Source organism: Celeribacter halophilus (assembly GCF_900114135.1).
GTDB classification, from domain to species: domain Bacteria; phylum Pseudomonadota; class Alphaproteobacteria; order Rhodobacterales; family Rhodobacteraceae; genus Celeribacter; species Celeribacter halophilus.
On the sequence record NZ_FORY01000002.1, the window covers coordinates 303,532 to 317,739 of the forward strand.

Annotated in this window: 13 protein-coding genes; 9 read left to right on the plus strand and 4 right to left on the minus strand. The window is 58.5% G+C overall.

Annotation, left to right across the window (positions count from 1 at the left end; all coding sequences use genetic code 11):
- The first annotated feature begins 50 nt into the window (after positions 1–50).
- The gene (locus BM152_RS03100) at positions 51–1,388 is read left to right on the plus strand and encodes an NAD(P)-dependent oxidoreductase (RefSeq protein ID WP_066606409.1); all 1,338 of its coding nucleotides are present in this window, start codon (positions 51–53) and stop codon (positions 1,386–1,388) included.
- 3 nt (positions 1,389–1,391) lie between these two features.
- Positions 1,392–2,690, plus strand: coding sequence for an NAD-dependent dihydropyrimidine dehydrogenase subunit PreA (gene preA / locus BM152_RS03105; protein WP_066606412.1), 1,299 nt, complete (start codon positions 1,392–1,394; stop codon positions 2,688–2,690).
- A gap of 138 nt (positions 2,691–2,828) precedes the next feature.
- On the opposite strand, the gene BM152_RS03110 is transcribed toward preA, so the two are convergent.
- Both BM152_RS03110 and BM152_RS03115 read right to left on the minus strand, forming a co-directional pair.
- Positions 2,829–3,437, minus strand: coding sequence for a hypothetical protein (locus BM152_RS03110; protein WP_066606415.1), 609 nt, complete (start codon positions 3,435–3,437; stop codon positions 2,829–2,831).
- Between the two features lie 95 nt (positions 3,438–3,532).
- Positions 3,533–4,174: a TetR family transcriptional regulator C-terminal domain-containing protein gene (locus BM152_RS03115; RefSeq protein ID WP_066606417.1), complete on the minus strand. Its 642-nt coding sequence runs from the start codon at positions 4,172–4,174 to the stop codon at positions 3,533–3,535.
- 347 nt (positions 4,175–4,521) lie between these two features.
- Here BM152_RS03115 and BM152_RS03120 point away from each other — a divergent pair, with 347 nt between their 5' ends.
- From BM152_RS03120 to BM152_RS03150, 7 genes are all read left to right on the plus strand, one after another.
- Complete coding sequence (locus BM152_RS03120; protein WP_066606418.1) at positions 4,522–5,778, plus strand: Zn-dependent hydrolase; 1,257 nt, start codon at positions 4,522–4,524, stop codon at positions 5,776–5,778.
- 73 nt (positions 5,779–5,851) lie between these two features.
- Positions 5,852–7,306, plus strand: coding sequence for a dihydropyrimidinase (gene hydA, locus BM152_RS03125; protein WP_066606430.1), 1,455 nt, complete (start codon positions 5,852–5,854; stop codon positions 7,304–7,306).
- Positions 7,307–7,398: 92 nt separating this feature from the next.
- Positions 7,399–8,175, plus strand: coding sequence for an ABC transporter ATP-binding protein (locus tag BM152_RS03130; RefSeq protein ID WP_066606432.1), 777 nt, complete (start codon positions 7,399–7,401; stop codon positions 8,173–8,175).
- Positions 8,176–8,281: 106 nt separating this feature from the next.
- The gene (locus tag BM152_RS03135) at positions 8,282–8,722 is read left to right on the plus strand and encodes a GNAT family N-acetyltransferase (protein WP_066606436.1); all 441 of its coding nucleotides are present in this window, start codon (positions 8,282–8,284) and stop codon (positions 8,720–8,722) included.
- The gene (locus BM152_RS03140) at positions 8,719–9,588 is read left to right on the plus strand and encodes an ABC transporter permease (RefSeq protein ID WP_066606438.1); all 870 of its coding nucleotides are present in this window, start codon (positions 8,719–8,721) and stop codon (positions 9,586–9,588) included. Before BM152_RS03135 ends, BM152_RS03140 begins: the two co-directional genes overlap by 4 nt.
- The gene (locus BM152_RS03145; RefSeq protein WP_066606442.1) at positions 9,585–10,361 is read left to right on the plus strand and encodes an ABC transporter permease; all 777 of its coding nucleotides are present in this window, start codon (positions 9,585–9,587) and stop codon (positions 10,359–10,361) included. The genes BM152_RS03140 and BM152_RS03145 overlap by 4 nt, the downstream gene beginning before the upstream one ends.
- Before the next feature lie 65 nt (positions 10,362–10,426).
- Complete coding sequence (locus BM152_RS03150) at positions 10,427–11,410, plus strand: ABC transporter substrate-binding protein (protein WP_066606445.1); 984 nt, start codon at positions 10,427–10,429, stop codon at positions 11,408–11,410.
- 85 nt (positions 11,411–11,495) lie between these two features.
- Here the strand turns inward: BM152_RS03150 and BM152_RS03155 are convergent, their stop codons facing one another.
- A complete protein-coding gene (locus BM152_RS03155; protein WP_066606447.1) occupies positions 11,496–12,122 on the minus strand; it encodes a PRC-barrel domain-containing protein in 627 nt (208 codons plus the stop codon).
- Positions 12,123–12,592: 470 nt separating this feature from the next.
- Positions 12,593–14,208 (minus strand): acetate--CoA ligase (gene acs, locus BM152_RS03160; protein ID WP_074913940.1); only part of this gene is annotated, 1,616 nt, incomplete at its 5' end.

Sequence of the window (14,208 nt, forward strand, 5' to 3'; positions counted from 1 at the left end):
GCCTGCCACCTTCGAGTCACAAGAAAAGCAAGCCAATAGGGAGCAAGCCGATGTCCAACACCCCGCTGACGCCCGGCATTACAGCCGGTCGCCTGCCCGAGGAAAGCTATGCGGCGCAGTTTTCCGATCTGCATCCGGTGCTCGATGAACACGAGGCACTGGTGGCTGCGGATCGGTGTTACTTTTGTCACGACGCGCCCTGTATGACGGCCTGTCCGACCTCGATTGATGTGCCATTGTTTATCCGGCAGATCATGACAGGCACACCGGAGGCCGCTGCAAAGACCATTCTGGAGCAGAACATTCTGGGCGGCATGTGTGCCCGCGTCTGTCCGACGGAGACGCTCTGCGAAGAGGTCTGTGTGCGTGAGGTGGCGGAAGGCAAGCCGGTTGAGATCGGCCGTTTGCAACGCTATGCGACCGATATTCTGATGGAGAAGGGGGAGCATCCCTTTACTCGCGCAGAGCCGACCGGAAAGACCGTCGCTGTGGTCGGAGCCGGTCCGGCGGGTCTTTCGGCGGCGCATCGCTTGGCCATGTATGGTCACGATGTGGTGATGTTTGACGCGCGTCCGAAATCCGGCGGTCTGAACGAATATGGCATCGCCTCTTACAAGGCGCCAGACGGGTTTGCCCAAAAAGAGGTGGACTGGCTGATGCAGATCGGCGGGATCACCGTTGTGAATGGCAAAAAACTTGGCGCGGAACTCTCGCTTGAAGGGCTCAAGTCCGAATATGACGCGGTGTTCCTTGCCATCGGTCTTGCGGGGGTGAATGCCCTACGCGCCGAGGGCGAGGACAAGGGCGGCGTTCTTGATGCTGTCGATTTCATCTCAGAATTGCGTCAGGCCGAGGACCTTTCGAAACTGCCGGTTGGGCGCAATGTCGTGGTAATCGGTGGCGGGATGACCGCCGTTGATGCGGCAGTGCAGGCCAAGCTTCTGGGCGCACAAAACGTCTCTATGGTCTACCGTCGTGGCCGCGCGCGGATGTCGGCCTCCGAATACGAACAGGATCTCGCCGCGTCCAAAGGGGTGCAGATTTTCTACAATGCCGCTCCTGTGGCGGTTTACGGCAACGGATCCGTGACCGAGGTGGAATTCGAATATACCGCCGAGGATGGCGGCACGCTCAAAGGCACGGGAGAGACCTTCCGCCTGCCTGCGGATCAGGTGTTCAAGGCCATTGGTCAGACGCTCGATGGTGTGCCGGACGAAGTCGAAATCACTGGCGGCAAGATTGCTGTGGATGCTGTGGGACGGACCTCCGTGTCAGGCATCTGGGCCGGTGGCGATTGTGCCACCGGGGGCGAAGACCTGACCGTGACGGCTGTGGCCGAGGGTCGCGACGCCGCCGAAGACATCCACGCCAAGCTGATGGAGGGCTGAGCCATGGCCGATCTGACGAGCACTTTTTGCGGCATCAAAAGCCCCAACCCGTTCTGGCTGGCCTCTGCGCCGCCAACTGATAAGGAATACAACGTCCGCCGCGCCTTCGAGGCCGGATGGGGCGGTGTGGTCTGGAAAACGCTGGGCGAGGAAGGCCCGCCGGTCGTCAACGTCAACGGCCCGCGTTACGGCGCGATCTATGGCGCGGACCGGCGCTTGCTTGGGCTGAACAATATCGAATTGATCACCGACCGTCCCTTGGAGGTGAATCTCGAAGAGATGACGCGGGTCAAGAAGGACTATCCTGATCGGGCGCTGATTGCCTCCGTGATGGTGCCTTGTGATGCGGAAAGCTGGAAGAGCATCATTCCACGCATTGCCGAAACCGGTTGCGACGGGTTCGAGTTGAACTTCGGCTGTCCGCACGGGATGGCCGAGCGCGGCATGGGCGCAGCCGTCGGGCAGGTGCCTGAGTATATCGAAATGGTAACGCGCTGGTGTAAAGAGGCTACGGACCTGCCGGTGATCGTCAAGCTGACGCCGAACATCACCAATATTCTCGCCCCCGCCGAGGCGGCTCTGCGCGGTGGGGCGGATGCGGTGTCTCTGATCAACACGATCAATTCGATTGCCACTGTGAACCTTGATTTGTTTGCGCCCGAGCCGATGATTGACGGCAAAGGCACGCATGGCGGCTATTGCGGTCCGGCGGTCAAGCCGATTGCCATGAACATGGTGGCCGAGATCGCGCGCAATCCCGAAACCGCAAACCTGCCGATTTCCGGCATCGGCGGCGTGACCACATGGCGCGACGCGGCGGAGTTTATGGCTTTGGGCGCGGGTAATGTGCAGGTCTGCACGGCGGCAATGACTTACGGGTTCAAAATCGTGCAGGAGATGATTTCCGGCCTGAGCCAATACCTTGATGAAAAGGACATGGCGCTTTCCGAACTGGTCGGGAAAGCCACGCCGAATGTGACGGATTGGCAATATCTCAACCTCAACCATGTCACCAAGGCGGAGATCAGTCAGGACGACTGCATCAAGTGCGGGCGCTGTTATGCGGCTTGTGAGGACACGTCGCACCAAGCGATTGAAATGTCGGCGGACCGGACATTTACTGTCAAGGATGAGGAATGTGTGGCCTGCAACCTCTGTGTGAATGTCTGCCCGATTGAAGGCTGCATCACCATGAAAACGCTTGAAAAGGGTGAGGTGGACCCGCGCACCGGAGAGACGGTTGGTGACTATGCCAACTGGACAACGCATCCCAACAATGTGGCGGCTTGTTCGGCGGAGTGATCCGGCGCGCCGCAGGTGATGGTGCTTTCCTCCGGTGCTGGCTTTCATCTTGCAGGCGCAAGTAATGCAAAAGAGTAAACCCCCGTGATGTCGCGGGGGTTTCTTTTTGTGATGTGAGACGCGGCACCAAAGGCGGGCCTATGAACCGCCGTCGAAAGGTGCCGGCTGCACCGCTGCCGGTCCGGCATAGCGGCTTTCTGGATCTATCGCCTCAGCGGGCGCGGCACTCAGAGACAATGTCTGTTCAACGGCCTGTTGTTCTGCGTGTGCGTCTGCTGTCGCTTCGTTCCCGTCCTCAAGAGGCACTCTATCCGATATTATGTCCGACATTTCGTCGCTCTGCGCATGAGCCGAAGGCGCAATGGCGGCCTCGTCCTCCGATTGCGTGCGTTTTGCGGCATGTTCGGCGATGGCGTTGCGCAGATCCATCCTGACCTCAAGAACAGAGGCCTGAAATGCCGGTGTCGGCCCGACCAGCACATCTTCGGGCAAGGCGTTCTGCGCAGCCAAGGGGTATTCCGTGACATATGTCGGAACTGCGGCAGTATCGGCCTCGGCGTCACTCTCTCTTGGATAGGTTAGAATATCGCCGTTCTGGCCGGGAAGCTCGTTCCCCTTGGTATATGTTGCCGTTCCGTTCAACGCGGTTTCCGCGATTTTCGGAACGTCCGGCTTTGGCGGATCAGGTGGCTGCCGGAATGCAAATCCACCTCCTCCGAAAGCCGGCACGCCCGTCACATTGGTCATGCTCAAGCTCCTTTTCTCAGGAGCCCCCACCACGAATCTTTATAAAAGATTACGGTTTTTCAGGGGTTAACATCCCCAACTATTTTGACTCTTGGTTAACCCGCAGGCGGCGTGAGCATCCGCCGGAACAGCGTGTCGAGATAGGCTTCGGCATCTTTGAAATGGGCGTCCCCTTCGGGCTTCAGAATACCGCGGACCTGCACATCGAAATCTGCATAGTGCTGGGTGGTCGACCAGATCGAGAAAATCAGGTGATAGGGATCGACTGGGGCCAGCGCACCTGAGGCGATCCAGCCGTTGATCACGGCGGCCTTTTCCTCGACCAGTGTTTTCAGCTCCCCCTCGATCTTGTCCATGATATTGGGGGCGCCCTGCACGATCTCGTTGGCAAACAATCGGCTCTCGCGCGGAAATTCGCGGGCCATTTCAAGTTTGCGTAAAACATAGGCAAGGATCTCTTCAACCGGCTCGCCGTCTGCCTGCATTTTGCGCAACGGATCAAGCCAGTTTTGCATCAACTCGTCGATCAAGGCGCGGTGGATCGCGACTTTCGAGGGGAAATAATAAAGAAGGTTCGGCTTTGATAGCCCCGCGGCTTTAGCGATCTGGTCCAGTGTTGAGCCGCGAAACCCGTATTGGGAAAAGACATCGAGAGCGGCATCCAGAATGGCTTCTGTGTTCTTTTTCTGGATTCTTGTGCGGGGTTTTCGGCCCGGCGTGTCGCGATTGATTCCCATTCTGATCCTGCTTTCTGTCGCCTCTAGGCTCATACTTGCTAAAAAAAACGTCAAACCGAAGCGCGAATTGCCTTAAAACCGTTCGTGGTGCAAGTTTGCATGGGTTTTAGGCACTCGCATTGTTTTGTGTCTTCGCGAGTTGCTGTTAGGGTTCCCTTGACCAAATGGTCAAACCTTGAGGGAGATAGAGCTTCACCACATCCGGAGCAAAGAGGTCTGTCGTATGACATGGACACTTGAACGGTTTTGGCGGTGATCTGCAATCTCGGTGCGACAGGGGCGATGTGCCCGCAGTGCCGATCAAGGGTGATCCGTTTGGAGCGACAGATTTATGGAAAGGAAACCCCATGGCCAGCGCAGCCGCAGGTGAGAACCTCAAAATCAATTCGGAACGTCTTTGGGACAGTCTCATGGAGATGGCAAAGGTCGGACCCGGGGTGGCCGGAGGCTGTAACCGCCAGACGCTGACCGATGAAGATGCCGAGGGCCGCAAGCTGTTCCAGAAATGGTGTGAAGAGGCGGGGATGACCATGGGGGTCGATGCGATGGGCACGATGTTCATGACCCGCGAAGGCACCGATCCGGAGGCTTTGCCGGTCTATGTCGGCTCGCACCTCGACACCCAGCCCACTGGCGGGAAATATGACGGGGTTCTGGGTGTTCTGGGGGCACTTGAGGCGGTGCGGACCATGAATGATCTGGGCATCAAGACGAAACACCCGATTGTAGTGACCAACTGGGCCAACGAGGAAGGCGCACGTTTTGCACCGGCCATGCTGGCCTCGGGGGTTTTTGCTGGCAAACACACGATGGATTACGCCTATGCCCGCACCGATCTTGAGGGCAAGACCTATGGCGAAGAGCTTGAGCGCATTGGCTGGAAAGGTAATGAAGAGGTCGGGGCGCGTAAGATGCATGCCTATTACGAGCTGCACATCGAGCAGGGGCCGATTCTGGAAGCCGAAGGCAAAGACATCGGTGTTGTGACCCATTGTCAGGGGCTTTGGTGGCTGGAATTTACGCTCACCGGCAAGGAGGCGCACACCGGCTCGACGCCGATGGCGATGCGGACCAACGCCGGACTGGCAATGGCACGAATTCTGGAGATGGTGCAGGAAGTTGCAATGGACCACCAGCCGAACGCCGTGGGCGGTGTCGGTCAGATGCAATTCAACCCGAACTCGCGCAACGTTTTGCCCGGCACGGTGGTGTTCACGGTCGATATCCGCACACCGAGCATCGAGAAACTGACCTCTATGCGCAGCCAGATCGAAGAACGCGCCGCTGCGATTTGTGACGAGATCGGCGTGGGCTGTTCGGTGGAACCTGTCGGCCATTTCGATCCGGTGACCTTCACTCCTGAACTTGTGTCGAACGTGCGCAATGCGGCGGAAAAACTGGGGTATTCCCATATGGATATCGTATCGGGCGCAGGACATGACGCCTGTTGGGCCGCAGCTGTGGCGCCAACGACGATGATCATGTGCCCCTGTGTCGATGGCCTGAGCCACAACGAGGCCGAAGATATCACGCCGGAGTGGGCCGCTGCGGGCACGGATGTGCTGATGCATGCGGTGCTGGAAACCGCCGAAATCGTCGAATGAGTATTTGAGCCATCAGAAAGCCGGAGCGCGCCGGAAACAAGGCGCGCCGCTTTTTGCCAACAAGGAGATAGATATGAGCAAGGTGATCAAGGGCGGCACGGTCGTCACAGCCGATCTGACCTATAAAGCCGATGTGAAAATCGAGGACGGGGTGATCGTTGAGATCGGGCCGGACCTGAGCGGCGACGAAATTCTGGATGCGGAGGGCTGTTTTGTGATGCCCGGCGGGATCGACCCGCATACGCATTTGGAGATGCCGTTTATGGGGACGTTCTCCGCCGATGATTTCGCCTCCGGCACTCGCGCGGCTTTGGCGGGGGGCACGACGATGGTGATTGATTTTGCCCTGCCTAGCCCCGGTGAAAGCCTGTTGGATGCGCTCAAGGTCTGGGACAACAAATCCAGTCAGGCCGCCTGCGACTACTCTTACCACATGGCCATCACATGGTGGGGCGAGCAGGTCTTTGACGAGATGAAGATCATCACGGAAGAGAAGGGCATCAATACTTTCAAGCACTTCCTTGCCTATAAAGGCGCGTTGATGGTCAATGATGACGAGCTTTATGCCTCGTTCAAACGCTGTGCGGAACTTGGCGCGACGCCTCTGGTTCATGCCGAGAACGGCGATGTGATTGCAGAGTTGACGGCGCAGCTTCTGGCCGAGGGCAATACCGGTCCAGAGGCCCATGCCTATTCCCGCCCGACACAGGTCGAGGGCGAGGCCACCAACCGTGCGATCATGTTGGCCGATATGGCGGGCGCGCCGCTTTATGTGGTGCATACCTCTTGCGAGGAAAGCCACGAAGCGATCCGCCGAGCTAAAATGAACGGCAAGCGGGTTTGGGGCGAGCCTTTGATCCAGCATCTCGTTCTGGATGAAAGCGAATATTTCAACGAGGACTGGGATCATGCCGCGCGGCGGGTGATGTCGCCGCCGTTCCGTAACAAGAAGCACCAGGACAGCCTCTGGGCCGGTCTGGCGTCGGGAACGCTTTCCTGTGTGGCGACCGATCACTGTGCGTTTACGACCGAGCAGAAACGCTTTGGCCTTGGTGATTTCTCGAAAATCCCGAACGGCACAGGCGGGCTTGAAGACCGGTTGCCGGTGCTCTGGACCAAAGGTGTGGAAACAGGGCGGATCACGATGAACGAATTCGTCGCTGTTACCTCAACAAATATCGCCAAGATATTGAATTGTTACCCGAAAAAAGGTGCGGTTCTGGTGGGTTCGGATGCCGATCTGGTGGTGATGGACCCGTCGATGGGCAAAACCATTTCGGCCGATACACAGGCCTCTGCGATCGACTATAACGTCTTTGAAGGGATCGAGGTTACGGCGCTGCCGCGTTACGTTCTCACACGGGGCTATGTCGCCGTGGATAAGGGCGAGTTGAAGGCCAAGGAAGGTCACGGCGAATTTGTGGCCCGCGATCCGAATGCGACGGTGAACAAGGCGCTGTCCAAGTGGAAAGAGCTGACCACGCCGCAACCGGTGGTGCGCACGGGTATTCCCGCGACCGGCGTCTGAGGCGTCACGAAGAGATCGGGCAGGGCCGGAAAACGGCCCGCCTGCCAACAGGGACAGACCGCGAAGACGCGGCAAAAACAAAGACATAGCCAATGAAAAAGCCAGTGATCGACGCGCAGGCGGTGGACCTGACGTTCCAGACGGGTGACGGTCCCGTCCATGCGCTCAAAGATGTAAATCTCCAGATCAACAAGGGGGATTTCGTCTCCTTCATCGGGCCTTCGGGCTGCGGGAAAACCACGTTTCTGCGCTGTATTGCGGGGCTTGAGACCCCGACCGGCGGCAAGTTGACCGTCAACGGGATCAGCCCCGAAGAAGCGCGCAAATCACGGGCTTACGGCTATGTGTTTCAGGCGGCGGGGCTTTACCCGTGGCGCACGATTGCGGGCAATATCAAACTGCCTCTGGAGATCATGGAATTTCCGAAAGCGGATCAGGAAAAACGGGTCGAGAAAGTGCTCGAACTCGTTGATCTCAAAGGGTTTGGCAAGAAATATCCGTGGCAGTTGTCAGGTGGCATGCAGCAGCGGGCATCTATTGCTCGCGCTTTGGCCTTTGATGCCGAAATTCTCCTTATGGATGAACCCTTTGGCGCTTTGGACGAGATCGTGCGCGACAAGCTGAACGAAGAGGTTCTGCGGCTCTGGGCGGCGACCAACAAGACCATCGGATTTGTGACCCACTCGATCCCCGAGGCGGTCTATCTCTCGACCAAAATCGTGGTGATGAGCCCGCGTCCCGGACGGATCACGGACGTCATCGACTCACCGTTACCGAAAGAGCGCCCGCTGGAAATCCGCGACACGCCGGAGTTCATCGAGATCGCGCATCGGGTGCGGGACGGGCTGCGGGCGGGGCATGACCTATGAGCGAATTTTCGGGAAAAATCACGGTCGGAAAAGCGTCGGACTTTTGTCGGACATCTGTCGGGCAAGCCTGCGCACAGTCGCGAGGCCGTTTCGGAAGGGGGCGCGCATGACAACACGGATCAGAAAAGCCACGCGCGACGACATTCCCGACATGGCGGCAATCGTTGTGGGGTGGGAAAAGGACATGCCGTGGATGCCGGAAGGCCCGACCACGGATATGATCGAGACGGCGATGGATGAGGTCTTTGACCTGCGCGACATCCATGTGGTCTCGGAGACGCCATCGGAGACCATCGTGGGCTATATGTCGGTGGATCCGGACACGGACAAAATTGGCGCGATCTACCTGACGGCAACGGGGCAGGGTCACGGCAAGGCGCTGATCGATCTGGCCAAACAAGGGCGCAGGTTTCTCTGGCTGCAAACTCATCAGCCGAACACACGCGCACATCGATTTTATGAACGCGAAGGCTTCAAGGTTATGGGCGAGATTGGCCCCGACGCCGAAGGAACCCCCGCGCAATACCGGATGGAGTGGGCCGCATGAACAAGATCGTTCCCGTTCTCACCGTCCTCGCCGTGCTGATCGTGATCTGGTATGCGGCGGCGGTGAAGATGAACAGCACTTGGACCTTCGATCAGGCCGAACGTGCAGGCACCGAGGTCAGCTTTTCCGAACTGGTCACAGACACCATGTCGCAAACGCGCCCGCTTTTGCCCGCGCCGCACCAGATCGCGACCGAACTGTGGAAGACCACGGTGGAGAAAAAGATCACCTCGAAACGCTCGATGATCTACCAAGGCTCGATCACGCTGAAAACAACGCTTCTCGGTTTTGGCTTCGGGATCGTGATCGGGATCGCGCTGGCCACGGTGATCGTGTTGAGCCGCGTGGGGCGGCTGACGCTGATGCCTTGGGCGATCATTTCGCAAACCATCCCGATTGTTGCGCTCGCGCCGATCATCGTGGTGCTCTCCAATGCGGCGGGCACGGGCACGCTCATGGTGCCCAAGGCGATCATCGCCGCCTATCTGAGCTTTTATCCGGTGCTGGTTTCAATGGTCAAAGGCCTGTCCAGCCCCGACCAGATGCAGCTTGATCTGTTGAAAACCTATGGGGCCAGCCAGCGCGACGTGTTCTGGAAACTGCGCCTGCCGTCCTCGATGCCTTATTTCTTTGCCTCGCTGAAAGTCTCCGTCGCCGCCGCCTTTGTCGGCGCTGTGGTCGCGGAACTCTCCACCTCTGCGATTGCAGGGCTGGGGGCGCGGATGCTGATCGGCTCGCAATTCGGGGAGCCGATGATCATGTGGGCGGCGCTCTTTGCCGCCGCGATCCTTGCGGCGATCCTGATTTTCCTCGTCGGCGGGTTCGAGAAACTGGCGCGATATATGATGGGAGGGCGTGCGGTATGAAAACGGACAGCACATTTGAAAAACTCGCATGGCCCGTGGGATTCGGCCTTCTGGTTCTGGTTCTGTGGGAAATCGGGGTGCGGGTGTTTGGCATCTCTCCGGCGATCCTGCCGGCGCCGAGTGCGATCCTTGCCGCGATGGCGGGCTCGCTGCCGATCCTGTGGGAAGACTGGGTGCAGACCGTGGTGAAAGGCGCGCTCAACGGGCTCTGGATGGGCAGTCTGGCAGCGCTTGTGGTGGCGCTGGTGATTGACCGTTTCGATTTTCTGAAGCGTGGCTTGATGCCGGTGGCGAATTTCTTTGCTGCGCTGCCAATCGTGGGACTCGCGCCGATCATGGTGATGTGGTTCGGCTTTGACTGGCAGTCGAAAGCCGCCGTGGTCGCCGTGATGGTGTTCTTCCCGATGCTGGTGAATATTCTGGGCGGTCTGGCCGCGGTTGACCCGATGCAGCGCGACCTGATGCGCACCTACGGGGCGAGCCATGTGCAGACCCTGCGCAAATTGCGCGGACCTGCGGCGCTGCCCTTTGTGTTCAACGGTCTTAAAATTGCAACATCTCTGGCGTTGATCGGGGCTATTGTTGCTGAATATTTCGGCTCTCCGATCCGTGGCATGGGATTTCGCATCACCACAGAGATGGGACGCTTGGCAACCGACATGGTTTGGGCTGAAATTGTGGTGTCCGCCGTGACCGGCACAGCGCTTTACGGGCTGGTCGCGGGCATCGAAAAGCGGGTGACCTTCTGGCACCCCTCACAACGCGGATCGTAAGGTCCGTCATAAAAAGGCACGGGGAAAAATCCGGCCATTTAAACAACTTGGAGGTTGTATTTAATATGAAAAAGCTACTGACGAGCGCGGCTGCTCTGGCCGCCATGACCACAGGAGCCTTTGCTGCCGACGAGGTGACTTTGCAGCTCAAATGGGTCACACAGGCCCAGTTCGGAGGCTATTATGTGGCGCTGGAAAAAGGCTATTATGAAGAGGCCGATCTTGATGTGACGATCAAGCCGGGCGGTCCGGATGTGGCACCTGTGCAGGTGCTTCTGGGCGGCGGTGCCGATGTCATGGTGGACTGGATGCCCTCGGCTCTGGCCGCGCGTGAAAACGGTGCGCCGGTGGTGAACATCGCGCAGCCGTTCAAGAAATCGGGCATGATGCTGACCTGTCTGAAAGAGAGCGGCATCACGGGGCCGGATGATTTCCCGAACAAGACGCTTGGCGTCTGGTTCTATGGCAACGAATATCCGTTCCTGTCGTGGATGGGCAAACTGGGCATCCCGACCGACGGTTCCGAAGGCGGCGTGACGGTTCTCAAACAGGGTTTCAATGTCGATCCGCTGCTGCAAAAGCAGGCGGCCTGTATCTCCACCATGACCTATAACGAATATTGGCAGGTGATTGACGCGGGGATTTCTCCGGAGGATCTTGTGACCTTCAAATATGAGGATCAGGGCGTGGCCACGCTCGAAGACGGTCTTTATGTGCTCGAAGAAAGCCTGACGGATGAGGCGTTCAAAGACAAGATGGCGCGTTTCGTGAAGGCCTCTATGGAGGGCTGGAAATATGCGGCGGAACATCCGGAAGAGGCCGCCGAGATTGTGCTCGAATATGACGAGACCGGTGCGCAGACGATGACGCATCAGGTGCGCATGATGACCGAAGTGGCCAAGCTGATCGAGGGCACGGAAGGGGCGCTGGATGTGGGGGATTACGAACGCACGGTGGCGTCTTTGCTCTCCGGCGGGTCCGATCCGGTTATCACCAAAGAGCCGGTCGGGGCCTATACTCTCGACATCACGGACGCTGCGCTGAAATAAGCGCGTCAGATGTGAAAAGCCCCGCCCCGGACGCAATGCCGGGGCGGGGTTTGCATGTCCGCGAGGAGACATGGAGAAGGGCGGGTTACATGCCCATCACTTGTTCAAGGGTCATATCGCCCTCGATGGCGGTGTAATCGGATTGGTCCACATCGGGCATGGACTTGAGCTGTTCCTCGCTTGCGCCTTCGATCATGACGCTGTTTTCATCCACCATTGTGAAGCGGTCGACGCCGATCAGCACGTCATGTTCGGCAATGCCGAGAAAGCCGCCCACGCCAACAATCGCCATGATGCCCTCGTCGGCCGAGACAATAGCGTCAATCTCGCCCACGTCCTCACCGGTCTCGGTCACAACCTGCGTGCCGACGATCTCGGAGACGGTTTCATCGCCAAAGGTCTCAAGTGCTGCGACCACGTTCTGCGCCCCGTCCTTGGTGGCGGCCCAAGCCTCGCCAGCGGCCTCGGCGGTGCTGTCCGCCATGTCGGAGGCGGTGTCTTTGGTGTCGGTCCAGACCTCTTCCATTTCGCCTTCGGTCTGCTCCATCGCACCGTCCGTCTCCGGCGTGGTCATGGTGGTGTCGTTTTCGATCACTGCCCCGTTGTCTTCTACGGTGGCATCACTTTCACTCGTCATATCAGCAAGGGCCGGAGTGGTTGCGAGGGCCATAGCGGCGGCAGAAATCATCAGGTTTTGTGTCAGCGTTTTCATTGTCTTTCCTTTCGTTCATGCGTTGGCATGATGTATGAAGAGACAATGAACGCCGCCGGAGTATTGTTCCGAGAAATACGGAAGACGTTTCAATTTGTGCGTTTAGTTGTTTGATTTAAAACAATTAATTTTCCTGAAATGTTTCAGATTCGATTCTCCCTTTTGATCTCGTCACGAAATTACCGCCCGTGCGTCTTCCGTGACCTTCACCAACCTGCAGCGCGTTCTGGCGATATGGCCGACCTTCATCAGGCATCTTTTCGCAAGACCGGCAATGAGAACAAACGCGCTGGCGCGAGCGTGCGGTGCTGTGTGCCCGACCTGCTGTATGCCGTAGAGAGGTTAAGGCTTGGTGTAAATGTCGCGGCAAAATCGAGGGGTCCGGCTTTCTGATGGCAAAAATACTCAAAAAAACCGCCCCGAAGGGCGGTTTCTCTTTGATCGGACCGGTCAGGTTCGGACTTTGTTCATCAGCCCCTGTTATAGAGCGAATTACCAATCAACTCATCCACGACGGCAGGTTCTGCGAGGGTGGATGTGTCTCCCAGACTGCCGGTGTCGTTTTCGGCGATCTTGCGCAGGATGCGGCGCATGATTTTGCCGGAGCGGGTTTTCGGCAGGCCCGGTGCCCATTGGATGAAGTCCGGCTTGGCGATCGGGCCGATCTCGGTGCGGACCCATTTCTCCAGCTCGGCGCGCAGCTCGTCGGTGGGCTCCACGCCGTTCATCAGCGTGACATAGGCGTAGATGCCCTGACCCTTGAGTTCATGCGGCATCCCGACCACGGCGGCCTCGGCGACCTTGGCGTGGGCCACCAGTGCGCTTTCGACTTCGGCCGTGCCCATGCGGTGACCGGAGACGTTGATCACATCGTCCACGCGACCGGTGATCCAGTAATAGCCATCTTCGTCGCGGCGGCAGCCGTCGCCGGAGAAGTAATAGCCTTTATATTGCTGGAAATAGGTCTCCTGAAAGCGCTCATGATCGCCCCAGATGCTGCGCATCTGTCCCGGCCAGCTGTCCTTGAGACAGAGCACGCCTTCGGTGGCGGTTTCGTGCAGTTCCTCGCCGGTGGTGGCGTCGAGCAGCACAGGTTGCACGCCGAAGAAGGGCTTGGTCGCAGAACCCGGTTTGGTCGGGATCGCGCCGGGCAGCGGGGTCAGAAGGTGACCACCGGTTTCCGTCTGCCACCATGTGTCGACGATGGGGCATCTGCCCTTGCCGATCACCTCGTTATACCAGTTCCATGCCTCGGGGTTGATCGGCTCGCCGACCGTGCCCAGCAATTTGAGCGAGGACAGGTCGTATTTCTCGACCCATTCATTACCTTGCCCCATGAGCGATCGGAGCGCAGTCGGGGCGGTGTAGAACTGGTTGACCTTATGCTTTTCGCAAACGGCCCAGAACCGGCCCGCGTCGGGGTAGGTGGGCACGCCTTCGAACATCACCGTGGTGGCGCCATTGGCCAGCGGGCCGTAGACGATATAGCTGTGACCGGTGACCCAGCCGACATCGGCAGTGCACCAGAACACATCGCCATCGTGATAGTCGAAGACATATTTATGGGTCAGAGCCGCATAGGCGAGATAGCCGCCGGAACTGTGCACGACGCCTTTGGGTTTGCCTGTCGAGCCGGAGGTGTAGAGGATGAAAAGCGGATCCTCGGCGTTCATCGGACGCGGCGGGCAGTCGGGCGAGGCGTGTTCCATCAGGTATTTGACATCAACATCGCGCCCGTCGATCCATGTGATCTGATCGCCGGTGTGTTTGACCACGAGGCAGCGGACCTTGTCGGAACAGTGCAGGAGTGCTGCGTCTGTATTGGCCTTGAGCGGCGTGCGGCGACCACCACGCGGGGCGGTGTCGGCGGTGATGACAAGCTTCGCGCCGCAGTCATTGATGCGGTTGGCAAGCGCATCGGGGGAAAACCCTGCAAAGACAATGGAGTGGATTGCACCGATCCGCGCACAGGCCAGCATGGCATAGGCGGCTTCGGGAATCATCGGCATATAGATGACCACACGATCCCCGCGCATGACGCCTTGGCTCAAGAGCACATTGGCCATGCGGTTCACCTTGTCGGACA

Bases quoted from the DNA above. Each gene is read 5' to 3' on its own strand.
- BM152_RS03100 (WP_066606409.1), top strand. From the start codon at position 51: ATGTCCAACACCCCGCTGACGCCCGGCATTACAGCCGGTCGCCTGCCC.
- preA (WP_066606412.1), top strand. From the start codon at position 1,392: ATGGCCGATCTGACGAGCACTTTTTGCGGCATCAAAAGCCCCAACCCG.
- BM152_RS03110 (WP_066606415.1), bottom strand. From the start codon at position 3,437: ATGACCAATGTGACGGGCGTGCCGGCTTTCGGAGGAGGTGGATTTGCA.
- BM152_RS03115 (WP_066606417.1), bottom strand. From the start codon at position 4,174: ATGGGAATCAATCGCGACACGCCGGGCCGAAAACCCCGCACAAGAATC.
- BM152_RS03120 (WP_066606418.1), top strand. From the start codon at position 4,522: ATGGCCAGCGCAGCCGCAGGTGAGAACCTCAAAATCAATTCGGAACGT.
- hydA (WP_066606430.1), top strand. From the start codon at position 5,852: ATGAGCAAGGTGATCAAGGGCGGCACGGTCGTCACAGCCGATCTGACC.
- BM152_RS03130 (WP_066606432.1), top strand. From the start codon at position 7,399: ATGAAAAAGCCAGTGATCGACGCGCAGGCGGTGGACCTGACGTTCCAG.
- BM152_RS03135 (WP_066606436.1), top strand. From the start codon at position 8,282: ATGACAACACGGATCAGAAAAGCCACGCGCGACGACATTCCCGACATG.
- BM152_RS03140 (WP_066606438.1), top strand. From the start codon at position 8,719: ATGAACAAGATCGTTCCCGTTCTCACCGTCCTCGCCGTGCTGATCGTG.
- BM152_RS03145 (WP_066606442.1), top strand. From the start codon at position 9,585: ATGAAAACGGACAGCACATTTGAAAAACTCGCATGGCCCGTGGGATTC.
- BM152_RS03150 (WP_066606445.1), top strand. From the start codon at position 10,427: ATGAAAAAGCTACTGACGAGCGCGGCTGCTCTGGCCGCCATGACCACA.
- BM152_RS03155 (WP_066606447.1), bottom strand. From the start codon at position 12,122: ATGAAAACGCTGACACAAAACCTGATGATTTCTGCCGCCGCTATGGCC.